Raw genomic sequence first — 21,966 nt, 5'->3', positions numbered from 1 at the left:
ACCCCCCGCTAGCCCCAAGGCGAGCGCCGCAGCGATCGCACCGCCCTCCCCCCGAGGGAAAGGCGCTGAGCGCCCGACCACAGCGGGGCAACGCGGTGCGATCGCGTCCGCAGGCAGGCCCCGCACAACGGGGAACCCGATCACCAGCGAGCCGAACGCGCCGCCGAGGAGGGATCGCCGAGCGAAGGTCGGAGCGGGGCGCACCGACACCGGCCACCGCGCCGGCCCCGCACCGACCCCAACGCCTGCGATCGCGTCCGAAGGCAGGTTTCGAGCGAAGCAAGAAACCTGATCGCGCAGCGAGCCGCTAGGCGAGTCGGAGCGATGCAGCGATCGCGCGTATTGCCCGTTGATGGGAAGGCCCTCCAGGGCCTGACCGCCAAGGGCAATACAATTAATACGACCCGATGGCGTGGATGCCGCCGTCGACGTGGACGATCTCGCCGGTGGTGGCGGGGAACCAGTCGGAGAGCAGGGCGGCGCAGGCGCGGGCGGTGGGTTCGCTGTCCTTGACGTCCCAGCCGAGCGGGGCCGCCTTCGGCCACATCTCGACCATGCCCTCGAAGCCGGGGATGCTCTTGGCGGCCATGGTGGCGAGGGGGCCGGCGGCGACGAGGTTGACGCGGATGCCCTGGGGGCCGAGGTACTTGGCGAGGTAGCGGGCGCAGGATTCCAGGCCGGCCTTGGCGACGCCCATCCAGTCGTAGACGGGCCAGGCCTTGGTGGCGTCGAAGTCGAGGCCGACGACGGACCCGCCGTCCTTCATCAGGGGCAGGCAGGCCATCGTCAGGGACTTGAGGGAGTAGGCCGAGGCGTGGACGGCGGTGGCGACGTCCTCCCAGGGCGTTTCGAGGAAGTTGCCGCCGAGGGCGCTCTGCGGTGCGAAGCCGATGGCGTGGACGACGCCGTCGAGGTGGTCGAAGCCGTTGTCGCGGAGGTTGCCGGCGAGGGCGTCGAGCTGGCCGGTGTTCATCACGTCCAGCTCGATCACCGGGGGCGGCGAGTCGGGACCGGACGGGAGGCGCTTGGCGGTGCGCGCGGTGAGGGTCGGGCGGGGGTAGGCGGTGAGGACCACCTCGGCGCCCTGCTCCTGCGCGATCCGCGCGACGTGGAAGCCGATGGAGGCGTCGGTGAGGACGCCGGTGACGAGGATGCGCTTGCCTTCGAGGATTCCCATGCGTCAGTGCCCCATTCCCAGGCCGCCGTCGACGGGGATCACGGCCCCGGTGATGTAGGCGGCGTCCTCGCTCGCGACGAACCGCACGGCCTTGGCGATCTCGTCGGGCTGCGCGATGCGGCCGAGCGGGATCGCGGCGGTGACGGCCTTGTGCTGGTCCTCGCTGAGGACCGCGGTCATGTCGGTCTCGACGAAGCCGGGCGCGACCACGTTGACGGTGATGCCGCGCGAGCCGAGCTCGCGGGCGAGGGACCGCGCGAAGCCGACCATGCCCGCCTTGGACGCGGCGTAGTTGGTCTGGCCCGCCGACCCGGACAGCCCGACGACGGAGGAGACCAGCACGATGCGGCCCTTGCGCTTGCGCATCATGCCCTTCACGCCGCGCTTGGCGACGCGGAACGCGCCGGTGAGGTTGGTGTCGAGCACCGAGGTGAACGACTCCTCGCTCATGATCGCGAGCAGGGTGTCCTTGGTGATGCCGGCGTTGGCGATGACGACCTCGACCGGGCCCTGCTCCGCCTCGACCTTGCCGAAGGCGGCGTCGACGTCCTCGGCGCTGGTGACGTCGCAGCGCACGCCGAACAGGCCCTCGGGCGGCTCGCCGGACCGGTAGGTGACGGCGACGGCGTCGCCCGCGGCGGCGAGCTCGCGGGCGATCGCCAGGCCGATGCCCCGGTTCCCCCCGGTGACGAGGACAGAGCGACTCATCACGACCCTCTCGTTGCTGTTCGTGGTGCACCGCTTCGCACGGTGATGACAGCGCACGACACTAGCGGCCTTCCCCGACCCTGCGGATGTGCCGAACCGACAAGATCCGCCATCCGTGTTTGTTCGGCCGCGCGGCGGACCCGGCGGGTAGGTTGCCAAGGGTGCATGACATCGATCCCGCCTTCACCGCGCTGCCGCTGCGCGCGCTGGCCGACGCGGCCCTGTCCCGGGCCCGGGAGCTGGGCGCCGAGCACGCCGACCTCCGCGTGGAGCGCATCCGCAGCCAGACCCTCCGCCTGCACGACGCCGCGCTGGAGACGGCGCTGGACGCCGACGACGTCGGCCTGTCGGTCCGCGTCGTCAAGGACGGCACGTGGGGTTTCGCCGCCGGCATCGACCTGACGCCCGAGGGCGCCGCCGGGCTGGCGGCCCGGGCGGTGGAGGTCGCCGCGGTCGCCCGTCCCGTCAACCGCGAGCCGATCGAGCTGGCCCCCGAGCCCGTCCACGGGGAGCGCACGTGGGTGTCGGCGTACGAGGTCGACCCGTTCGACGTGCCGACCGCCGAGAAGGTGGCGCTGCTGGCGGGCTGGAGCCGCCGGCTGCTCGGCGACGACCGCGTCGACCACGTGGACGCGACGCTGCTGCAGGTCCGGGAGAACAAGTTCTTCGCCGACCTCGCGGGCACCGTCACGACCCAGCAGCGCGTCCGGCTGCACCCGGTGGTGAACGCCGTGGGCATCAGGGACGGCCTGTTCGACACGATGCGGACGCTGGCGCCGCCCGCCGGGTACGGGTGGGAGTGGCTGTCGGGCGAGCACTGGGACTGGGACGACGAGCTGGCCCGCATCCCCGAGCTGCTCGCCGAGAAGCTCGCCGCGCCGTCGGTCGAGGCGGGCGTGTACGACGTGGTGGTCGACCCGTCGAACCTGTGGCTGACGATCCACGAGTCGATCGGGCACGCGACCGAGCTCGACCGGGCGCTCGGGTACGAGGCCGCGTACGCGGGCACCTCGTTCGCCACGCCCGACAAGCTGGGGAGCCTGCGGTACGGCTCGGAGGTCATGAACGTCACCGGGGACCGCACCGCCGAGCACGGCCTGGCCACCATCGGCTACGACGACGAGGGCGTGCAGACGCAGTCGTTCGACATCGTCTCCGGCGGGCTGTTCACCGGCTACCAGACCGACCGGCGCATCGCGCGGCTGACCGGCGCCGAGCGCTCCAACGGGTGCGCGTTCGCCGACGCGGCGTCCAGCATGCCGATCCAGCGGATGGCGAACGTCTCGCTGCGGCCCGCCGAGGGCGGCCCGTCCACCGACGAGCTGATCTCCGGGGTGGAGCGCGGCGTGTACATCGTCGGCGACAAGAGCTGGTCGATCGACATGCAGCGCTACAACTTCCAGTTCACCGGGCAGCGGTTCTACCGGATCGAGAACGGGCGGCTCGCCGGGCAGCTCCGCGACGTCGCCTACCAGGCGACCACCACCGACTTCTGGAACTCGATGGAGGCCGTCGGCGGCCCGCAGACGTACGTGCTGGGCGGCGCGTTCAACTGCGGCAAGGGCCAGCCGGGGCAGGTCGCGCCGGTCAGCCACGGCTGCCCGTCGGCGCTGTTCCGCGGCGTCAACATCCTCAACACCCTGAAGGAGGCGGGCCAGTGAGGGCTCAGGAGGCCGTCGAGCGGGCATTGGCCGCGTCGCGGGCCGACGACTGCGTCGTCATCGCCGAGGAGTCCAGCACCGCGAACCTGCGCTGGGCGGGCAACACGCTCACCACCAACGGCGTGACCCGGTCCAGCCGGCTGACCGTCATCGCGCTGCGCGACACCGCGGACGGCGTCGCGGCGGGCGTGGTGTCGCGGTCGGCCGTCGGCGCGGACGGCGTCGAGGACCTGGTGCGCGCCGCCGAGGCCGACGCCGCCGGCAACGAGCCCGCCGAGGACGCCGCCCCGCTGGTGGCCGAGGGGCCGCCCGCGACCGGGTGGGACGACGACCCGGCCGAGACCGGGATCGGGGTGTTCGAGGGGGTCGCGCCCGCGCTGGGCGAGGCGTTCGCCGCCGCGGAGGCCGGCGGCCGGCGCCTGTACGGGTTCGCGAACCACATGCTGACCTCGACGTTCCTGGGCAGTTCGGCGGGGCTGCGGCTGCGGCACGACCAGCCGACCGGGCTGCTGGAGCTCAACGCCAAGGGCGCGGGCGGCTCGGCGTGGGCGGGCGCCGGCACCCGCGACTTCACCGACGTCGACGTGCCCGCGCTGACCGCCGGCCTCGCCCGGCGGCTGGAGTGGGGCGAGCGGCGGGTGGACCTGCCGGCCGGGCGGTACGAGACGATCCTGCCGCCGTCCGCCGTCGCCGACCTGATGATCTACCTGTACTGGTCGGCGGGCGCGCAGGACGCGGGCGACGGCCGGACGGTGTTCAGCGCCCCCGGCGGCGGCACCCGCGTCGGGGAGCGACTCGCGGAGGTGCCCGTCACGCTGTCCAGCGACCCGGCCGCGCCCGGCCTGGAGTGCGCCCCGTTCGTCGTCGCGCACGCCTCCGGCCGCGAGTCGTCGGTGTTCGACAACGGCCTCGCGCTCGGCGCCACCGACTGGATCAGGGACGGCGTGCTCACCTCGCTCACCCAGACCCGGCACTCGGCCGCGCGCACCGGGCTGCCGGTCACCCCGCCCGTCGACAACCTGGCGATGGCGGGGCCGGGCGGCGGCGCGTCGCTGGAGGAGATGGTCGCCCGCACCGAGCGGGGGCTGCTGCTGACGTGCCTGTGGTACATCCGCGAGGTCGACCCGCAGAGCCTGCTGCTGACCGGCCTCACCCGCGACGGGGTGTACCTCGTCGAGGACGGCGAGGTCGTCGGGGCGGTGAACAACTTCCGGTTCAACGAGAGCCCCGTGGACCTGCTGTCCCGCATCGGCGAGGTCGGCGAGACCGGCCCGACGCTGCCGCGCGAGTGGTCGGACTACTTCACCCGCGCCGCGATGCCGGCCCTGCGCGTCCCCGACTTCAACATGTCGACGGTGAGCCAGGCGACCTGACGCCCCGCCGGCCCCGGGCCCGGACGGGACCGGGGCCGGGGGCGGCTCAGCGGGCCGCTAGGCGTCTTCCAGGCGGAAGCCGACCTTCATGGTGACCTGGATGTGGGCGACCTCCCCGTCCTCGATCTGGCCGCGGACCTCGGTCACCTCGAACCAGTCCAGGTGGCGCAGGGTCTGCGCGGCGCGCCGGACGCCGTTGCGGACGGCGCTCTCGACCGACTCCGGCGAGGTGCCCACGATCTCCGTCACCCGGTAGGTGCGATCCGTCATGTCGTTCCTCCGATGCGATGTTTTGACCCGTACTGCTGTCGCCAGCCGGACTCCATGGGCTTACCGTGGAATGGTGAAGGTCAATCACCGGCGGGAGCCGGAGGTCTACACGGTCACCGACGCCCCCCGCCCGATGTCGGAGGACATCGAGCACCGGCAGCGGCGCTACCTGGTGTCGATGGCCGTGCGGACGGTGTGCTTCGTCGGCGCCATACTCGCCGCCGTGGCGGGCGCGCCGGCATGGGCGGTGCTGTGCCTGGTGGTCACCGCGCTGGTGCTGCCGTACATCGCCGTCATCGTCGCGAACGGCGGCCGGGAGCCGGTGGCGACCGCGACCTTCGGCGACCACGCGCAGCACGGACAGAAGCCGGTTTCCGGACAGCGACCGGAAATCCGGTCGTGACATTCTCTTGACTAACCGCGGGGGGTTTCGGTGTACGATTTGTACCGGCGCTCTGGTCCCCCGTCGGAGCGCCCGTGCCGGTGTTCCGGGCCCCCGTCGGAACACCGATGATGCGGCGCCGGGTGGATTGCCCCCGTATCCACCCGGCGCCGCTTTTCATGTCCGGGGGCTTCTCCCGGCACTTCCCCGGCTCCGCGCGCAACGGCGCGTGGGCCGCGCTTGACGCCGCGTCCCGGCCCTGACCGCCCGCCGCGGGCGCGCCGCACATCCAGGCGGGAACGGCAAGGCCCGGACATGGCCTACTTCGGCCACGGTCCGAAATCCCGCCGGCCCGAACTTTTCCGCCAGGTGATCCGCGCGGCGCACCGTTTCCCGGCCGCGCACCGTCCGAGTCCTCGCGAGACATATCAGCTCCATGTCTCGTCGCATCGCCTTCCCGGGGTGAACTCCTTCGCGGCGCCCTGGCGAGATGGGCGTCCGCGCCGTGGGCGGGGCCCGGACCGTCTTCCCCAGGCCGCTGCCGCGGCAGGTCTACGAGCCCGGCCGCCGCCGGCACGGTGTCCCACCCGACTCGTATTTGATTCTAGAACTGGATTCGAGTTAGGTTAGCGTTCTGTTAACAGCGCAGTGAAAGGGGCCCAGCGTGCGCCGCACCGTGTTCGACGAGGACCATGAGGCGTTCCGGGAGACGATCCGGGCGTTCATCGAGGCGGAGGTCGCGCCCGTCTACGAGGAGTGGGAGAAGGCCGGCCACCCGCCGCGCGCCTTCTACAACAAGCTCGGGGAGCTCGGGGTGTTCGGCATCCAGGTCCCCGAGGAGTACGGCGGCGCCGGGGAGACGAGCTTCAAGTACCAGGCCGTGGTCTCCGAGGAGTGCGCCCGCGCCGGGGTGAGCTTCGGCGGCTACGGCGTGCACGTCAACCTCGTCCTGCCGTACCTGCTGAAGTACGGCTCGGAGGAGCAGAAGAAGCGCTGGCTGCCGCCGTTCGTGTCCGGCGACATGATGACGGCCATCGCGATGACCGAGCCCGGCACCGGCTCCGACCTCGCCGGGATGCAGACGACCGCGAAGCGCGACGGGGACCACTACGTCCTCAACGGCGCCAAGACGTTCATCACCGGCGGCGTCCTCGCCGACCGGGTGCTCGTGGTCGCGCGCACGTCCCCGGCGACGCCGGAGAACCGCCGGGCGGGCCTGTCCATCCTCGCGGTGGACACCAGGAGCGAGGGCTACGCGGTCGGCCGCAAGCTGGAGAAGATCGGGCTGCGCAGCTCCGACACCGCCGAGCTGTCGTTCAGCGACGTCCGCGTCCCGGTGGAGGACCTGCTCGGCGAGGAGGGCCGCGGGTTCGAGTACCTGACGCACAACCTCGCCGAGGAGCGCCTCGGCATCGCGACCAGCTCCTACGCGTCCGCGGCCGCGGCCGTGGAGTTCGCCCGCAGGTACGTGCAGGAGCGGACGGTCTTCGGCAAGACCGTGTCGTCGTTCCAGAACACCAAGTTCGTCCTCGCCGAGTGCGCCACCGAGGTCGAGGCGGCGCGGTCGCTCGTCGACCGGTGCATCGAGGCGCTGGACGCCGGGGAGCTCACCCCCGCCGACGCCGCCATGTGCAAGCTGTTCTGCACCGAGGTCCAGGCCCGCGTCGTCGACAAGTGCCTGCAGCTCCACGGCGGCTACGGCTACATCCTGGAGTACCCGATCGCGCGGCTGTACACCGACGCGCGGGTCAGCCGCATCTACGGCGGCACCAGCGAGGTGCTCAAGACCATCATCGCCAAGGACATCCAGGTCTGAAAGGGCAGTCGACATGAGTGACAACCGGGTCGCCATCGTCACCGGCGCGGCGCGCGGCATCGGCGCCGCCACGGCCGTCCGGCTCGGCCGGGAGGGCTTCGCGGTCGCGGTCTGCGACCTCGACGAGGCCGCGTGCGCCGGCACCGTGGAGCAGATCGGCGGAGACGGCGGGAAGGCGATCGCCGTCGGCGTGGACGTCTCCGACGCCGCGCAGGTCTCCGCCGCCGTGGCGCGCGTCGCGGCGGAGCTGGGCCCGCCCGTGGTGCTGGTCAACAACGCCGGCGTCACGCGGGACAACCTGCTGTTCAAGATGACCGACGACGACTGGGACACCGTCATGGCGGTGCACCTGCGCGGCTCGTTCCTGATGAGCCGCGCCGCCCAGGAGCACATGACGAAGGCCGGCTGGGGCCGCATCGTCAACCTGTCGTCGGTGTCGGCGCTCGGCAACCGCGGGCAGGTCAACTACTCGGCCGCCAAGGCGGGCCTGCAGGGCTTCACCAAGACCCTCGCGATCGAGCTCGGCAAGTTCGGCGTGACCGCCAACGCGATCGCCCCGGGGTTCATCGCGACGGAGATGACGGCCGCGACCGCCGCGCGCGTCGGCGTCGAGTGGGAGGACTTCAAGGCCGCCGCGGCCAAGGAGATCCCCGTCCGCCGCGTCGGCGTCCCCGAGGACATCGCCGGGACGGTGGCGTTCCTGGTCAGCGACGACGCCTCGTTCGTGTCGGGGCAGGTCATCTACGTCGCGGGCGGCCCCCGGGCATGAGCCGGGGGCTGTGGGAGGCCGTCCCCCCGCGGGGGGACCGCACGTGACCGCGCCGCGGCCGGCCCGCAGGGACGGCCCGGCGCGGGACCGGGAGGCCACCGAGGAGTCGCTGCGCGCGGCGGCCATCGCGCTGCTGCGGCGCGGCGGCGTCCTCGCCGGGCTGAACCTGCGGCAGGTCGCCGACGAGGCGGGGGTGAACCGGGGGCTGGTCTACCAGTACTTCGGGTCGCGGCGGGATCTGCTGCGCTCGGCGCTGTTCCACCGGTCCCGGCCCAACGCGGAGGACGCCGTCGACGCGGCCGGCCTGCCGCTGCGCAAGCGGCTGTCGCGGCTGTTCTGGAAGAGCCTGCGCAACCCCGAGCCGGTCGTCCTGGCGTCGCTGCTGGTGCTGGACGGCGACGACCGGCCCCGGGTGCTGCTCAACAAGGGCGCGGGGCGCGCCGACCTCGCCGCGGAGGCGGCGCGGGGCGAGCTGCCGGTCGAGGACGTCGAGGCGGTGCAGGCGGCGATCGCGTCGACGATCTACGGGTACACGCTGCTGCGCGAGCACCTGGCGCGGGAGATCGGCCTGCCGGCGGAGGAGCTGGACGGCCGCATGGCCGCCTGCGTCGAGGCGATGTTCGCCCGCGGAGACGGGCAGGGCGGTCAGTAGGGCCGGGCGGCGGCCAGCCGGGCCGCCAGCGCCGCCGGGGCGCCGGCGAGGGACGGGCCGTACCAGGTGAGGTGCCGGCCGTCGACGAGCGCGACGTCGATCCCGGGGAACGATTCCGGGCCGTCGTCCGCGGTGAACCGGTAGGGCTCGTCGGGCAGGACGACCAGGTCCGCGCCGGCCGCGTTCAGCTCCGCCAGGGGGATCTTCGGGTAGCGCTCGGGATGGCCGGCGTACACGTTCGACACGCCCAGGCGGGACAGGACGTCCCCGGTGAAGGTGTCGCGGCCGACGACCATCCACGGCCGCCGCCAGATCGGGATCACCGCCGCGCGGGGCTCCCCCGGCGCGATTCCGGCCCAGACGCGGGACGCTTCGTCCAGCCAGCCCGGCGCCGGGACCCGGCACGCCTCGGTGAGCATGCGGCGCAGCGACGCCAGCGCCTCGTCCACGGTACGGATCTCGGTCATCCAGACCGCGGTCCCCTCGGCGCGCAGGGCGGCTATGTCGGCGGGCCGGTTCTCCTCGGTGTTGCCGAGGACGACGTCGGGACGCAGCTCCGCGATGCGCTCCAGGTCGGGGTTCTTCGTCCCCCGGACGCGCGGCACGTCCAGGTCCGCGGGGTGGGTGCACCAGTCGGTGGCGCCCGCGAGCAGGCCGGGCGCGGTGGCCGCGACGGTCTCGGTCAGCGACGGGACGATCGACACGACGCGGCGCACCCGGTCCGGGACGGGGACCGGGTGGCCGGTGTCGTCGAGCGGGGCCGTCCGCGGCGTCATCGGCGGCGTCATCGGCGGCTACACGTTCCGGCGGTACTGGCCGCCGACCTCGAAGAACGCCTCGGTGACCTGCTGCAGGCTGCACACGCGGGCGGCGTCCATCAGCACCGCGAACACGTTGCCGCGCGACCGGGCCGCCTCCTTCAGCGCGGCGATGGCCTCGCTCGCCTCGTCGCGGTGCGCGTCCTGGTAGGCGCGGACCCGTTCGAGCTGGGAGCGCTTCTCCTCCTCGGTGGCGCGGGCCAGCTCGATCGTGTCCGGTGTGCCGTCGGCGGCGTCGGGGCCGCGGAAGGTGTTGACACCGATGATCGGCAGCGACCCGTCGTGCTTGCGCTGCTCGTACAGCATCGACTCGTCCTGGATGCGGCCGCGCTGGTAGCCGGTCTCCATCGCGCCGAGCACGCCCCCGCGCTCGCTGATGCGGTCGAACTCGGCGAGGACCGCCTCCTCGACGAGGTCGGTCAGCTCGTCGATGATGAACGACCCCTGCAGCGGGTTCTCGTTCATCGCGAGGCCCCACTCGCGGTTGATGACGAGCTGGATCGCCAGGGCGCGCCGCACCGACTCGGCCGTCGGCGTGGTCACGGCCTCGTCGTAGGCGTTGGTGTGCAGGCTGTTGCAGTTGTCGTAGACGGCGATGAGCGCCTGCAGCGTCGTGCGGATGTCGTTGAAGGCCATCTCCTGCGCGTGCAGGGACCGCCCGGACGTCTGCACGTGGTACTTGAGCTTCTGGCTGCGCTCGTTGGCGCCGTACCGGTCGCGCATGGCCACGGCCCAGATGCGGCGGGCGACGCGTCCGAGGACGCTGTACTCGGGATCCATGCCGTTGGAGAAGAAGAACGACAGGTTGGGGGCGAAGTCGTTCACGTCCATGCCGCGCGCCAGGTACGACTCGACGTAGGTGAAGCCGTTGGCGAGGGTGAACGCGAGCTGGCTGATGGGGTTCGCCCCGGCCTCGGCGATGTGGTAGCCGGAGATGGACACCGAGTAGAAGTTGCGGACGTCGTTGGCGATGAACCACTCCTGGATGTCGCCCATCATCCGCAGGGAGAACTCGGTGGAGAAGATGCAGGTGTTCTGGCCCTGGTCCTCCTTGAGGATGTCGGCCTGCACGGTGCCGCGCACGGTGGACAGGACGCGCGCGCGGATCTCGGCGGCCTCCCGCGCGTCGGGCTCGCGCCCGTGCTCCTCGTAGAAGGCGTCGAGGCCCTGGTCGATGGCCGTGTTGAGGAAGAACGCGAGGATCGTCGGCGCCGGGCCGTTGATCGTCATCGACACCGACGTCGTCGGCGACGCCAGGTCGAACCCGTCGTAGAGGGCCTTCATGTCGTCCAGGGTCGCGATGGACACGCCGGACGTGCCGACCTTGCCGTACACGTCGGGACGCTCGTCGGGGTCGCGCCCGTACAGGGTGACCGAGTCGAACGCGGTCGACAGGCGCGTCGCGGGCTGGCCCTCCGACAGCAGCTTGAACCGGCGGTTGGTGCGGAACGGGTCGCCCTCCCCCGCGAACATGCGCGCGGGGTCCTCGTTGTCGCGCTTGAAGGGGAACACCCCGGCGGTGAACGGGAAGCGGCCCGGCAGGTTCTCGTTGCGCAGGAACCTCAGCAGCTCGCCGTGGTCGGTGTAGCGCGGGAGCGCGACGCGCGGGACGCGGGTGCCCGACAGGGACTCGCGGGTCAGCACCGTGCGCAGTTCCCGGTCGCGGATCCGGACGACCTGCTCCTCGCCCGAGTACGCCGCCACGACCGCCGGCCACTCCTCGATCAGCGCGGCGTTCTCCGGGGCCACGTCGCCGCGGGCCCGCTCCAGCAGCCCCTCGACCTCGGACGCGTCGGCCAGCTCGGCGCGCACCTCGTCCAGCCGCTGGACGCGCCGGACGGCCGCGATCTGCCGGACGGTCGCGGCGTGGTAGCCGCGCACGGTCTCGGCGATGTCGGACAGGTACCGCACCCGGCCCGGCGGGATGATCGTCGCGGCGCCGGTGGAGACCTTCGTGGCGACCTCGGGCAGGGCGCCGTCCGCGAGCCGCAGCCCGTGCTCGCCGAGCAGCCCGCCGAGGTACCGGTAGAGGGCGGTGACGCCGTCGTCGTCGAACGTGGCGGCGCTGGTGCCGAACACCGGCATGTCCTCGGGGCGCTTCCCGAACGCCTCCCGGTTGCGGATCATCTGCCGCGACACGTCCCGCAGGGCGTCCGCCCCGCCGCGCCGCTCGAACTTGTTGATCGCGACCGCGTCGGCGAAGTCGAGCATGTCGATCTTCTCCAGCTGGGACGCGGCGCCGAACTCGGGCGTCATCACGTACAGCGAGACGTCGACCAGCGGGACGATGGCGGCGTCGCCCTGCCCGATGCCGGGGGTCTCCAGGATGACGAGGTCGTACCCGGCGGCCTTGCAGGCGGTGATGACGTCCTCGATGCCGTCGGGCAGCTCCCGCGCGCCCCGCGTGGCCAGCGAGCGGAAGAAGACGCGGTCGCCGTCCAGGGCGTTCATCCTGATCCGGTCGCCGAGCAGCGCGCCGCCGCCGCGCCGCCGGGTGGGGTCGACGGCCAGCACCGCGACGCGCAGCCCGTCCCGCTGGTCGACGCGCAGCCGCCGCACCAGCTCGTCGGTGAGCGACGACTTGCCGGACCCGCCCGTCCCGGTGATGCCGAGCACGGGGACGCGCCGCTCGCGCGCCGCCTCGGCGAGCGCGGCCCGGTCCTCGCCGGGCAGGCGCCCGGCCTGCAGGCAGGTGATGGTGCGGGCCAGGGCGCGCCGGTCCCCCGCGAGCACGGCGGCTGCGGGGACGGGCTCGGCGGCGAGGTCGGCGTCGCAGTCGCGCACCAGCTCGTTGATCATGCCGGGGAGGCCGAGGCGCTGCCCGTCCTCGGGCGAGAAGATCCGCACGCCGGCGCCCGACAGCCGGGCGATCTCCTCGTGGACGATGACCCCGCCGCCCCCGCCGAACACCTTCACGTGCTCGGCGCCCGCCTCCTTGAGGCTTTGCGACAGGTACTCGAAGTACTCGACGTGGCCGCCCTGGTAGGAGCTGATCGCGACGCCCTGCGCGTCCTCCTCCAGCACGGCGCCGACGACCTCGCGCACCGAGCGGTCATGCCCCAGGTGCACCACCTCGGCGCCCTGGGACTGCAGGATGCGCCGCATGATGTTGATCGCCGCGTCGTGCCCGTCGAACAGGGCCGCGGCCGTCACGAACCGCACCGGATGCACCGGCGTGTGCAGCTCCTCGGTCACCGTCCCCCACCCCAAACCTTGGACATCCAATATTTGGAAGTTAAAGTAGTTTGCATGCGCGAGCCGGTCAAGACCGCATACGGTGGTGCGGTGCCGCACTCCCCCGACCCGATCTCCGAGGCCCACCGCCAGTGGAGCCTCCGCTGGCCCGACCACGCCGACCACATGGCGGCCGTCACCTCGGTCATGCGGGCCCAGCAGCTCCTGCTGAGCCGGATCGAGGCCGTTCTCAAACCCTACGCGCTGACCTTCGCGGCCTACGAGGCGCTGCGCCTGCTCGCCTTCACCCGGACCGGGACGCTCCCCATGGGCAAGATGGGCACCCGCCTCATGGTGCACCCCGCCTCGGTCACCAACGTGATCGGGCGCCTGGAGCGGCGCGGGCTGGTCGGCCGCGGCCCCTCCTCCGACGACCGCCGCGTCGTCCTCGCCACCATCACCCCGGCCGGGCGCGAGCTCGCCGAGGAGGCCACGCTCGCCCTCAACGAGGCGGGCTTCGGCATCGCCGGCCTGCCCGCCGAGCGGGCCGCGGAGATCACGGCGGCGCTGCGCACCGTCCGCGACTGCGCCGGCGACCTCGGCTGACCCCGCCGGGCGCCCCCGCGGGCGCCCGGAACGACATCCCTTATGCTGCGGACACATCCGTTGTGTCGCAAGGAGGCGTGATGGCGGATTCGCCGACGATGACGTACGGCGGCTACCTGAAGCTCGACGACCTCCTGGCCTGCCAGGAGCCGAAGACCCGGGCCCACGACGAACTGCTCTTCGTGATCATCCACCAGGTCTACGAGCTGTGGTTCAAGCAGATCCTCCACGAGGCGGACCTCCTGCAGCGCAGGCTGGAGGACGGCAACAGCGCCGGATCGCTGCACACCGCCCGCCGCATCGCCAAGATCCTCAAGACGGTCGTCGGGCAGCTGGACGTGCTGGAGACGATGACGCCCCGGCAGTTCGCCGCGTTCCGGGACGTCCTCGGCTCCTCCAGCGGGTTCCAGAGCGAGCAGTTCCGCGAGATTGAGGCCGTCCTCGGACGGCGCAGGTTCCCCGCGTCGGACCTGCGCGACGACGAGCGGCTCCAGGCGGCGGTGGCGCGCCCGTCGATGTTCGACTCGCTGCTGCGGTACCTGGACGGCAAGGGCTTCGCCGTCCCGCGCGAGGCGCTCGACCGCGACACGTCCCGGCCCTGGGAGCCCGACCCCGGCGTCCAGAAGGCGCTGCTCGCCGTGTACGCCGACGAGTCCGGGCCCGCCGCCGAGGTCTGCGAGGCGCTCGTCGACGTGGACGAGGGCGTCCAGGAGTGGCGGTACCGGCACCTGAAGATGGTGGAGCGGACGATCGGCGCGAAGATCGGCACGGGCGGGTCGGCCGGCGCCGACTACCTGCGCCGCACGCTGTTCACGCCCGCCTTCCCCGACCTGTGGGAGGTCCGCTCGCAGACCGAGGCGCCCGCCTCCGGGGAGGGCACCGCCGATGGCGGGTGACGGCGGCGAGCGCGTCGCGATCATCGGCGCGGGCCTGGCGGGCTCCCTGCTGGCGGTGCTGCTGGGCCGGCGCGGCATCCCGGTGACGGTGTACGAGCGGCGCCCCGACCCGCGGGTCTCCGGCGCCGAGCGGGGCCGGTCGATCAACCTGGCGGTCTCCGCCCGCGGCCTCGCCGCGCTGGAGGAGGTCGGCCTGCGGGACCACTGCCTCAAGCTGGCCCTGCCGATGCACGGCCGGATGGTGCACCCGGCCGACGGCGCCACCAACTTCCAGCCCTACAGCGCGGACGGCGAGCGCGCCATCAACTCCATCGGCCGCGCCGACCTCAACCGGTCGCTGCTCGACACCGCGAGCGCCACGCCCGGCGTCACGCTGAGGTTCTCCTCGCGCGTCGCCGGGGTGGACCTCGACGCCGGCACGGTGCTCTTCCAGGACGCGCCGCCCGAACCGGCCGGCGTCGTCCTCGCCGCGGACGGCGCCTACAGCGCGGTCCGCCGGTCCCTCGGCCTGGACGCCGACACCGACTTCCTGGAGCACGGCTACAAGGAGCTGACGATCCCGCCGCGGAACGGCGGGTTCGCGCTCGACCCCGACGCGCTGCACATCTGGCCGCGCGGCACCGCCATGATGATCGCGCTGCCGAACCTCGACCGGTCGTTCACCTGCACGCTGTTCTGGCCGAAGGACGACCTCGCCGCGCTCGACACGCCGGCGAAGGTCACCGGCTACTTCGAACGCCACTACCGCGACGCCGCGGCCCTCATGCCGAGCCTCGCCGCCGACTTCGCGCACAACCCGGTCGGGTCGCTGGTGACCGTCCGCTCCTGGCCCTGGACGCGGCAGGGCGGCGCCGCCGTCGCCGCGCTGGTGGGCGACGCGGCGCACGCGATCGTCCCGTTCTACGGGCAGGGCGCCAACTGCGCGTTCGAGGACTGCATCGAGATCGACCGGTGCCTCACCGAGACCGGCGGCGACTGGGCGCGGGCGCTGGCCCGCTACCAGGAGCGGCGCAAGCCCAACACCGACGCGATCGCCGAGATGGCCCTCGACAACTTCATCGAGATGCGCGACCGCGTGGCGTCCCCGGTGTACCGGGCCGGGCAGGCCGCGACGCACGCGCTGGAGCGCCGCCTGGCCGGCCGCTACGTGTCCCGCTACGAGCTGGTGTCGTTCTCGACGATGCCGTACGCGGAGATCCCGGCGCGGCTCCGGCGGCAGAACCTCGTCCTCGCGGGCGCGGCCGCGGGCACCGCGGCGCTCCTCGCCGTGTCGGCCCGGGCGCTGCGCCGCCGGCGCTGACGGTCACCGGGCAGGTCGTTCACGGGCGCCTCCGGTCACGGGCGCCTCCGGTCACGGCGGTCGGCGAGCAGGTCGGCGACCGCCGCCGCCAGCGCCGCGAACACGAACACGATGATCACGACCAGTCCCCGCCGGAACGCGGTCGCCCAGTCCCCGCCGGTCCCGGCGAGGGCGCCGAAGAACACGTAGCCGACGGCGGCGATGCCGGCCGCGGTGCCGACGCGCTGGCCGGTCTGCAGCACGCCCGCCGCGCTGCCGCCCTCGGTGTGGGGCACCTCCGACAGCGTGATCGTCTGGTTGGGCGCGATGACAAGGCCGCTGCCGAGGCCCGCCACCAGCAGCGGCGCCGCGATCGCCCACCCCACGCCGCCGCCGGGGTTCAGCTCGACCGCCACCCACGTCGCGCCGACGCCGGCGAGCACCAGGGCCAGCCCGCCGGCGACGGTCGCGCGCCCGAACCGCGCGACCAGCCGCCCCCCGGCGAGGGATCCGAATCCGGAGCCCACCGCGAACGGGGTCATGGCGAACCCCGCGCCGAGCGCGCTGTAGCCGAGCCCGCTCTGCAGGTACAGGGTGAGGATGAAGAAGATCGCGGTGAAGCCGGCGAAGTACAGCAGCGCGATCGTCGAGCCGAGCGCGTAGGAGCGGAACCGGAACAGGGCGAGGCGGACCATCGGCGTCCGGGCCCGGCGCTCCCACGCGGCGAACAGGACGATCAGCACCACCCCCGCGAGGGCCAGGAGCCATTTCGCGTTTCCCCGCCACTCCTGCTCTTGGACGAGCGGTAGCAGCAGGCACACGACGCCCGCGCCGAGCAGCAGCACCCCGACCGGGTCGAGGCCCTGCCGCTCCCCGTAGACGGGCGCGGGCAGCAGCCGCCAGGCCAGCACCAGCGCCACCACCCCGACCGGGACGTTGACGTAGAACACCCAGCGCCAGCCGTCCGCGGAGCCGGCGAGGGAGATCAGCCCGCCGCCGAGCATCGGGCCGATGGCGGTCGCGATCCCGATCACGGCGCCGAGCGCGCCGAACGCCCGCCCCCGGTCGGTGCCGCGGAACAGCTGCTGGATGAGGCCCGCGACCTGCGGGTTGATGATGCCGCCCGCCACGCCCTGGACGAGCCGCGCCACGACGAGGAACAGCACCGACGGGGCCATCCCGGCCAGCGCGCTCGCCACCGTGAACAGCGCGAGCCCGAACATGAACACCGCGCGGCGGCTGCGCGCGTCACCGAGCCGCCCCGCCGGCACCAGGACTAGGCCGAACGTCAGCGCGTACCCCGACAGGATCCACTGCAGCCCCGCCTCGGACGCACCGAGCCCGTCGCGGATCGAGGGCAGCGCCACGTTGACGATGCTGACGTCGAGCAGCGTCATGAACGCCGCGACGAGGCACACGGAAAGCGCCTCCCAGCGGCGCCGCCTGTCCCAGTCACCGCCGGTGGCGTCGGTGGCCTCGCTCCGCACTGCTGGCTCCTAACCGGGAGGCTCACGGACGAAACACGGGCCGGGGGCCTCCCGCACGGCCGGCTGTGCCACAGTTGATCGATGACCGACTCCGCTCCGGGAACCGGGCCCGACGAACTGCTGTGCTCCGCCAAGGGCTGCCGCGCCGCCGCCGTCTGGGCGCTGCGCTGGAACAACCCCAAGATCCACACCCCGGACCGGCGGAAGATCTGGCTGGCGTGCGACGAGCACCGCGAGAGCCTGTCGGCGTTCCTGTCCCGGCGCGACTTCCTGAAGGACGTCGTGCCCGCCGCCGACCGCGAGGCGCCGCCCGCCGGGGGTTAGCGGCGGGTCACGCGTCGTCGAGGACCGGCTCTTCCGCCGGGCCGCGCTCCTGGCGGGGCACCTCCGCCTTCTCCGCGGGCTCGGCGGCCCAGTTCTCGGCCATCTCCGTCAGCCGGGCGGCGGCGTCCCGCGCGGGCTCGCCCCGCCCGACCGCGAGCCCCAGCAGGTACGCCGTCAGCGGCGCGCCGGGGCGCGCGACACCGTGCGCGACGTCGCGGGCGAGGTCCAGCACCAGGTCGCGGTCGATCTCGCAGCGTTCCAGGCCCAGCTCACCGCAGACAGCGTTGATCCAGTCCTCAAGCACCGACATGGGGTCCCCCTCACGCGTGGTCTCGGCGAACCTGCCCACTCTCGCACGATCAAAGCAGGCGCTCGGCGGCGGCCAGCTCCTCGGGGGTGTCGCAGTCGAACCACGCGGGCCGCGCCCCCGCGGGCAGCGCGACCGCGGCGGGACCGAGCGGGCCGAGGAGCCCGCGCAGCGACGCGCCCGAGTAGCCGGCCAGGGCCGTCCGCAGGGCGTCGGTGCGCCAGCAGCCGGCGAGCCACTGCTCGCGGCCGTCCCCGTCGACCAGCACGGCCCCCGGCCGCTCCCCCACCGCGTCCAGCAGCCGGGCCACGTGCTCCGGGCGCAGGAACGGCAGGTCGGCGGCCAAAAGCGCCAGCAGCGGCGCGCGCACCTCGGCCAGCCCGGCGCGCAGCGCGGGCACCGGGCCGGCGCCGGGCGGGTCCTCGCGGGTGAGCACGGCGCCGGGCAGCACGTCCCGCGGCGGCCCCACCACGACCAGCCGGGACGCGCCGGACGCGGCGGCGGCCGTCCACTCGATCAGGGCGCGGCCGCCGACCGGCGCGGCGGGCTTGTCGGCGCCGAACCGGCGGGCGCGCCCGCCGGCCAGCACGACGGCGTCGAACGGCCCGGGGCGCGGGCCCATCAGCCGCCGATCGCCGACATGGGCCGCGCCGGCTGCAGGAACGACGGGTCGTCGATGCCGTGCCCCGCCCGCTTGGCCCACACCGCCTTGCGCCAGCGGTCGGCGAGCTCGGTGTCGGTGGCGCCTGCCCGCAGCGCGTCGCGCAGGTTGGACTCCTCGGTGGCGAACAGGCAGTTGCGGACCTGCCCGTCGGCGGTGAGCCGCACCCGGTCGCACGCGCCGCAGAAGGGCCGCGTCACCGAGCCGATCACCCCCACGGTCGCGGGGCCGCCGCCCACCGTGAACGACTCGGCGGGCGCGCTGCCGCGGTCGTGCGCGGTGTCCGGAGCGAGGTCGAACTCCGCCGACAGCTTCGCCAGGATCTCGTCGGCGGTGACCATGTTCTCGCGGGTCCAGCCGTGCTGGGCGTCCAGCGGCATCTGCTCGATGAACCGCAGCCGGTAGCCGCGGTCGAGGCAGTACCGCAGCAGCGCGGCGGCCTCGTGCTCGTTGACGCCCCGCATCAGCACCGCGTTGATCTTGACCGGTTCCAGGCCGGCGGCCTGCGCGGCGGCGAGGCCCTTCAGGACGTCGTCGAGGCGGTCGCGGTGCGCCAGCCGCTTGAACGTGGCGCGGTCGAGGGTGTCGAGGGAGACGTTGACGCGGTCGAGCCCCGCCTCCGCCAGCGGCGCGGCGAGCCGGTCCAGCCCGATGCCGTTGGTGGTCAGCGAGACCTGGGGCCGGGGGCTCAGTTCCGCCGTCCGGCGCACGATGTCCGGCAGGCCGCGCCGCAGCAGCGGCTCGCCCCCGGTGTAGCGGACCTCGGTGACGCCGAGTTCCCCGACGGCCAGCCCGACGAGCCTCATCACCTCCTCGTCGGTGAGCAGTTCCGGCTTCGGCAGCCAGTCCAGCCCCTCGGGCGGCATGCAGTACGAGCACCGGAGATTGCAGCGGTCGGTGAGGGAGACCCGCAGGTCCGTCGCGGTTCGGCCGAAGGTGTCGACCAGCACGGGCGCCCCTTTCCTGCTGACCGGCCGTCCGCGGTCGCGGGCGGCCGGGGATTGCGGTCGCACTGTCCACCCTATTCCGGAGGTTGACGTTCCGTCCCCTCACGGGAGACGGTTACGTTGCGTCAACGGTCGAGGAGGCCATCGTGACCACGGTCCGGGAGTGGGAGTTCGCGGGGACGCGGGGTGCGATCACCGCCCGGATCTGGGCGGCCGGCGACCCGCGCTACGTCGCGGTCCTCGTGCACGGGTACGGCGAGCACCTCGGCCGCTACGACCACGTCGCGGACGTCCTCGTCCGGCACGGCGCCGTCGTCTGCGGGCCCGACCACATGGGCCACGGCCGCTCCGCGGGCGAACGCGTCCTGATCGAGGACTTCGAGGACGTCGTCGCCGACGTGCACACGGTCGTGGAGTCGGCGCGCGGCGACCACCCCGGCCTGCCCGTCGTGATGATCGGCCACTCCATGGGCGGCCTGATCGCGACCCGGTACGCCCAGCTCCACGGCGGGCTCCTCACCGCCCTGGTCCTGTCCGGCCCGGTCCTCGGCAACTGGCACGTCGCCGAGCGGCTCCTGCCGCTGGACGAGATGCCCGACGAGCCGATCGACACGTCCACGCTGTCGCGCGACCCGGCGGTCGGCACGGCGTACACCGAGGACCCGCTCGTCTGGCACGGCCCGTTCAAGAAGCAGACCGTGCGGGCCCTCGACACCGCCATGCGCCGCATCAACGAGCACGGCTCCCTGGGCGCCCTGCCGGTCCTCTACGTGCACGGAGAGGACGACCGGCTGGTCCCGCCGGCCGCCACCCGCGCCGGCATCGAGTCGGTCCGCGGCGACGACCTCACCGAGCGCGTCTATCCCGGCGCCCGCCACGAGGTCTTCAACGAGACCAACCAGGACGAGGTCCTCACCGACGTGACCACCTTCATAGAGAGGCACCTGCCCAGTTAGCCCAGGGGGGCGCCCCCCTGGAACCCCCGTTGCGAGCGGCGAGCCGTTCCCCGATCCGCTGGCGCGTCTCGTGAAACGGCCCGCCGCCCGGCGGGTCGTGCGACCCGTGACCGGCCTGAGGGCTAGCCCTTGACGCAGATGAGCTGGCGCAGGTGGGCCACCACCTCTACCAGGTCGGTCTGGGACTCCATCACCGTTTCCAGGTCCTTGTAGGCGCCGGGGATCTCGTCGATGACGCCGCCGTCCTTGCGGCACTCGACGCCCCGCGTCTGCTCGACCAGGTCGTCCACGGTGAAGCTCTTGCGGGCCTTGTTGCGGCTCATCTTGCGGCCCGCGCCGTGCGACGCGGAGTTGTAGGCGGTCTCGTTGCCGAGGCCGCGCACGATGTAGGTGCCGGTCGCCATCGAGCCCGGGATGATGCCGAGGTCGCCGGCGCCCGCGCGGATGGCGCCCTTGCGGGTGACGAGCAGTTCGACGCCGTCGTACTCCTCCTCCGCCACGTAGTTGTGGTGGCAGGAGACGGGCTCCTCCCAGCGGCAGCGCCTCCCGCCGAACCGGCGGGTCACGACGTTCTGCGCGAGCGCCATCATGACGGCGCGGTTGCGGCGCGCGTACTCCTGCGCCCAGAACAGGTCGTGGCGGTAGGCGTCCATCTTCGGGGTGCCCGCGATGAACACGGCGAGGTCGTCGTCCGGCAGGTCCCGGTTGTGCGGCAGCCCGCGCGCGGCCTCGATGTGCCGCTCGGCGAGCTCGTTGCCGATGTTGCGGGACCCCGAGTGCAGGACGAGCCAGATCGCGCCCTCGTCGTCCGCGCACAGCTCCAGGAAGTGGTTGCCGCCGCCGAGCGTGCCCATCTGCGTGCGGGCGCGGCCCCGGCGGGACTGCACCCCGTAGTGCAGGCCGTCGAACCCGGCCCAGAAGTCGTACCAGCCGCGCTCCTTCAGGTTCGGCAGCGCGGACGGGTCGACGGCCTCCCGGTGGGTGCCGCGGCCGACGGGGATCGCCTTCTCCAGCCCGGCGCGCAGGCCGGACAGGTCGTCGGGCATGTCCTCGACGGTGAGCGACGACTTCGCGGCGGTCATCCCGCAGCCGATGTCGACGCCGACGGCCGCCGGGGACACCGCGCCCCGCATGGCGATGACCGAGCCGACCGTGGCGCCCTTGCCGTAGTGGACGTCGGGCATCACCGCGAGGCCCTCCACCCACGGCAGCGCGGAGACGTTGCGGAGCTGGTCGAGGGCCTGGTCCTCGACGGTGGCGGGGTCGGTCCACATCCGGATGGGAACGCGGCCGCCCTCGATGGTCTGGTACGGCATGCCTTCTCCTTGATCGACGGGATCCGAACCGTGATCTATAAGGCCAGATTAGCCGCGCGTGTCTCAACCGGTTTTCAGGTGCGGCGCTCGGTGAGGCCGAGTCCGTCCAGGTGGCGCAGGAGGGCGACGGCGACGCGGCGGCTGGTCGAGAGGGCGTCACCGGCCTGGCCCGGGGTGAACGGCTGCGGCAGGCCGGACAGGATGCGCAGGGCCGCGTGGTCGGCGCCCGGCAGCAGGACGATGGCGTCCTCATCGCCGTCGCCGGCGGCGGGGTCGTCGATGCGCAGGACGGCGCCGGCGCTCGCGGCGGCGGCCAGGGCCGGGCCGGTGAGGCCGAGTTCGGCGAGCCGACCGGGCCCGGGGGCCGCGAAGGGGGCGTCCGCGAGG

General features: G+C 73.2%; 22 protein-coding genes. 11 read left to right on the top strand and 11 right to left on the bottom strand.

Annotated elements, in window-relative coordinates:
* Nucleotides 1–394: 394 nt before the first annotated feature.
* Nucleotides 395–1,177, bottom strand: a complete 783-nt coding sequence (gene fabI / locus E1200_RS15370; protein WP_131952649.1) for an enoyl-ACP reductase FabI — start codon at nucleotides 1,175–1,177, stop codon at nucleotides 395–397.
* Between the two features lie 3 nt (nucleotides 1,178–1,180).
* Complete coding sequence (locus E1200_RS15365; protein WP_131952648.1) at nucleotides 1,181–1,885, bottom strand: beta-ketoacyl-ACP reductase; 705 nt, start codon at nucleotides 1,883–1,885, stop codon at nucleotides 1,181–1,183.
* A 161-nt stretch (nucleotides 1,886–2,046) separates the two neighbouring features.
* On the opposite strand from E1200_RS15365, the gene E1200_RS15360 reads away from it, so the two are divergent.
* Entirely contained in the window at nucleotides 2,047–3,546 is a 1,500-nt protein-coding gene (locus E1200_RS15360) for a TldD/PmbA family protein (RefSeq protein ID WP_207933365.1), read from the top strand.
* Nucleotides 3,543–4,919, top strand: a complete 1,377-nt coding sequence (locus E1200_RS15355; protein ID WP_131952646.1) for a metallopeptidase TldD-related protein — start codon at nucleotides 3,543–3,545, stop codon at nucleotides 4,917–4,919. Before E1200_RS15360 ends, E1200_RS15355 begins: the two co-directional genes overlap by 4 nt.
* Nucleotides 4,920–4,976: 57 nt before the next feature.
* Here the strand turns inward: E1200_RS15355 and E1200_RS15350 are convergent, their stop codons facing one another.
* Nucleotides 4,977–5,189, bottom strand: coding sequence for a dodecin (locus tag E1200_RS15350; protein WP_131952645.1), 213 nt, complete (start codon nucleotides 5,187–5,189; stop codon nucleotides 4,977–4,979).
* A gap of 73 nt (nucleotides 5,190–5,262) precedes the next feature.
* On the opposite strand from E1200_RS15350, the gene E1200_RS15345 reads away from it, so the two are divergent.
* The 4 genes from E1200_RS15345 (at nucleotide 5,263) to E1200_RS15330 (ending at nucleotide 8,808) form a co-directional block, all read left to right on the top strand.
* Nucleotides 5,263–5,592, top strand: a complete 330-nt coding sequence (locus E1200_RS15345) for a DUF3099 domain-containing protein (protein ID WP_131952644.1) — start codon at nucleotides 5,263–5,265, stop codon at nucleotides 5,590–5,592.
* A 643-nt stretch (nucleotides 5,593–6,235) separates the two neighbouring features.
* Complete coding sequence (locus E1200_RS15340; protein WP_131952643.1) at nucleotides 6,236–7,387, top strand: acyl-CoA dehydrogenase family protein; 1,152 nt, start codon at nucleotides 6,236–6,238, stop codon at nucleotides 7,385–7,387.
* Between the two features lie 13 nt (nucleotides 7,388–7,400).
* On the top strand, nucleotides 7,401–8,156 hold the full coding sequence (gene fabG / locus E1200_RS15335) for a 3-oxoacyl-ACP reductase FabG (protein ID WP_131952642.1): 756 nt from the start codon (nucleotides 7,401–7,403) through the stop codon (nucleotides 8,154–8,156).
* Nucleotides 8,157–8,199: 43 nt separating this feature from the next.
* Nucleotides 8,200–8,808, top strand: a complete 609-nt coding sequence (locus tag E1200_RS15330) for a TetR/AcrR family transcriptional regulator (protein ID WP_165950321.1) — start codon at nucleotides 8,200–8,202, stop codon at nucleotides 8,806–8,808.
* On the opposite strand, the gene E1200_RS15325 is transcribed toward E1200_RS15330, so the two are convergent.
* Both E1200_RS15325 and icmF read right to left on the bottom strand, forming a co-directional pair.
* On the bottom strand, nucleotides 8,802–9,596 hold the full coding sequence (locus tag E1200_RS15325; protein WP_243708583.1) for a helical backbone metal receptor: 795 nt from the start codon (nucleotides 9,594–9,596) through the stop codon (nucleotides 8,802–8,804). The two genes, E1200_RS15330 and E1200_RS15325, sit on opposite strands and share 7 nt — an antisense overlap.
* Before the next feature lie 6 nt (nucleotides 9,597–9,602).
* Nucleotides 9,603–12,821: a fused isobutyryl-CoA mutase/GTPase IcmF gene (gene icmF, locus E1200_RS15320; protein WP_131952640.1), complete on the bottom strand. Its 3,219-nt coding sequence runs from the start codon at nucleotides 12,819–12,821 to the stop codon at nucleotides 9,603–9,605.
* Between the two features lie 54 nt (nucleotides 12,822–12,875).
* On the opposite strand from icmF, the gene E1200_RS15315 reads away from it, so the two are divergent.
* The 3 genes from E1200_RS15315 (at nucleotide 12,876) to E1200_RS15305 (ending at nucleotide 15,602) form a co-directional block, all read left to right on the top strand.
* On the top strand, nucleotides 12,876–13,406 hold the full coding sequence (locus E1200_RS15315; RefSeq protein ID WP_131952639.1) for a MarR family transcriptional regulator: 531 nt from the start codon (nucleotides 12,876–12,878) through the stop codon (nucleotides 13,404–13,406).
* 80 nt (nucleotides 13,407–13,486) lie between these two features.
* Nucleotides 13,487–14,302, top strand: a complete 816-nt coding sequence (locus E1200_RS15310) for a tryptophan 2,3-dioxygenase family protein (protein WP_131952638.1) — start codon at nucleotides 13,487–13,489, stop codon at nucleotides 14,300–14,302.
* Entirely contained in the window at nucleotides 14,292–15,602 is a 1,311-nt protein-coding gene (locus tag E1200_RS15305) for an NAD(P)/FAD-dependent oxidoreductase (protein ID WP_131952637.1), read from the top strand. Before E1200_RS15310 ends, E1200_RS15305 begins: the two co-directional genes overlap by 11 nt.
* A 35-nt stretch (nucleotides 15,603–15,637) precedes the next feature.
* On the opposite strand, the gene E1200_RS15300 is transcribed toward E1200_RS15305, so the two are convergent.
* Nucleotides 15,638–17,068, bottom strand: coding sequence for a DHA2 family efflux MFS transporter permease subunit (locus tag E1200_RS15300; RefSeq protein WP_243708582.1), 1,431 nt, complete (start codon nucleotides 17,066–17,068; stop codon nucleotides 15,638–15,640).
* 81 nt (nucleotides 17,069–17,149) lie between these two features.
* Here E1200_RS15300 and E1200_RS15295 point away from each other — a divergent pair, with 81 nt between their 5' ends.
* Nucleotides 17,150–17,392, top strand: a complete 243-nt coding sequence (locus E1200_RS15295; protein WP_131952636.1) for a hypothetical protein — start codon at nucleotides 17,150–17,152, stop codon at nucleotides 17,390–17,392.
* Nucleotides 17,393–17,399: 7 nt separating this feature from the next.
* On the opposite strand, the gene E1200_RS15290 is transcribed toward E1200_RS15295, so the two are convergent.
* Genes E1200_RS15290 through moaA form a run of 3 tightly spaced genes read right to left on the bottom strand, consistent with a single transcriptional unit; the run spans nucleotide 17,400 to nucleotide 19,310 of the window.
* Entirely contained in the window at nucleotides 17,400–17,702 is a 303-nt protein-coding gene (locus E1200_RS15290) for a DUF6457 domain-containing protein (RefSeq protein WP_131952635.1), read from the bottom strand.
* A gap of 49 nt (nucleotides 17,703–17,751) precedes the next feature.
* A complete protein-coding gene (locus tag E1200_RS15285) occupies nucleotides 17,752–18,321 on the bottom strand; it encodes an NTP transferase domain-containing protein (protein ID WP_131952634.1) in 570 nt (189 codons plus the stop codon).
* Entirely contained in the window at nucleotides 18,321–19,310 is a 990-nt protein-coding gene (gene moaA / locus E1200_RS15280) for a GTP 3',8-cyclase MoaA (protein ID WP_243708581.1), read from the bottom strand. The genes E1200_RS15285 and moaA overlap by 1 nt, the downstream gene beginning before the upstream one ends.
* 143 nt (nucleotides 19,311–19,453) lie before the next feature.
* On the opposite strand from moaA, the gene E1200_RS15275 reads away from it, so the two are divergent.
* Nucleotides 19,454–20,263, top strand: coding sequence for an alpha/beta hydrolase (locus tag E1200_RS15275; RefSeq protein ID WP_131952632.1), 810 nt, complete (start codon nucleotides 19,454–19,456; stop codon nucleotides 20,261–20,263).
* Between the two features lie 122 nt (nucleotides 20,264–20,385).
* Here the strand turns inward: E1200_RS15275 and E1200_RS15270 are convergent, their stop codons facing one another.
* Together E1200_RS15270 and E1200_RS15265 are read right to left on the bottom strand one after the other, a co-directional pair.
* Nucleotides 20,386–21,579 (bottom strand): RtcB family protein, encoded by a 1,194-nt coding sequence (locus E1200_RS15270; RefSeq protein WP_131952631.1) that lies wholly within the window; start codon nucleotides 21,577–21,579, stop codon nucleotides 20,386–20,388.
* A 74-nt stretch (nucleotides 21,580–21,653) separates the two neighbouring features.
* Nucleotides 21,654–21,966, bottom strand: a 313-nt coding sequence (locus E1200_RS15265) for a SelB C-terminal domain-containing protein (RefSeq protein WP_207933364.1), incomplete at its 5' end; no start/stop codon positions are given.

The sequence above is a fragment of the Actinomadura sp. GC306 genome (assembly GCF_004348665.1).
Taxonomy (GTDB): Bacteria; Actinomycetota; Actinomycetes; order Streptosporangiales; family Streptosporangiaceae; genus Spirillospora.
The sequence above is the reverse complement of the archived record's forward strand: the minus strand, read 5'-3'. Positions and strand labels throughout refer to the sequence as shown.

Coding starts and splice junctions, on each gene's coding strand:
- fabI (WP_131952649.1), bottom strand. CDS start 1,177: ATGGGAATCCTCGAAGGCAAGCGCATCCTCGTCACCGGCGTCCTCACC.
- E1200_RS15365 (WP_131952648.1), bottom strand. CDS start 1,885: ATGAGTCGCTCTGTCCTCGTCACCGGGGGGAACCGGGGCATCGGCCTG.
- E1200_RS15350 (WP_131952645.1), bottom strand. CDS start 5,189: ATGACGGATCGCACCTACCGGGTGACGGAGATCGTGGGCACCTCGCCG.
- fabG (WP_131952642.1), top strand. CDS start 7,401: ATGAGTGACAACCGGGTCGCCATCGTCACCGGCGCGGCGCGCGGCATC.
- E1200_RS15325 (WP_243708583.1), bottom strand. CDS start 9,596: ATGACGCCGCCGATGACGCCGCGGACGGCCCCGCTCGACGACACCGGC.
- E1200_RS15315 (WP_131952639.1), top strand. CDS start 12,876: ATGCGCGAGCCGGTCAAGACCGCATACGGTGGTGCGGTGCCGCACTCC.
- E1200_RS15310 (WP_131952638.1), top strand. CDS start 13,487: ATGGCGGATTCGCCGACGATGACGTACGGCGGCTACCTGAAGCTCGAC.
- E1200_RS15305 (WP_131952637.1), top strand. CDS start 14,292: ATGGCGGGTGACGGCGGCGAGCGCGTCGCGATCATCGGCGCGGGCCTG.
- E1200_RS15295 (WP_131952636.1), top strand. CDS start 17,150: ATGACCGACTCCGCTCCGGGAACCGGGCCCGACGAACTGCTGTGCTCC.
- E1200_RS15290 (WP_131952635.1), bottom strand. CDS start 17,702: ATGTCGGTGCTTGAGGACTGGATCAACGCTGTCTGCGGTGAGCTGGGC.
- E1200_RS15285 (WP_131952634.1), bottom strand. CDS start 18,321: ATGGGCCCGCGCCCCGGGCCGTTCGACGCCGTCGTGCTGGCCGGCGGG.
- E1200_RS15270 (WP_131952631.1), bottom strand. CDS start 21,579: ATGCCGTACCAGACCATCGAGGGCGGCCGCGTTCCCATCCGGATGTGG.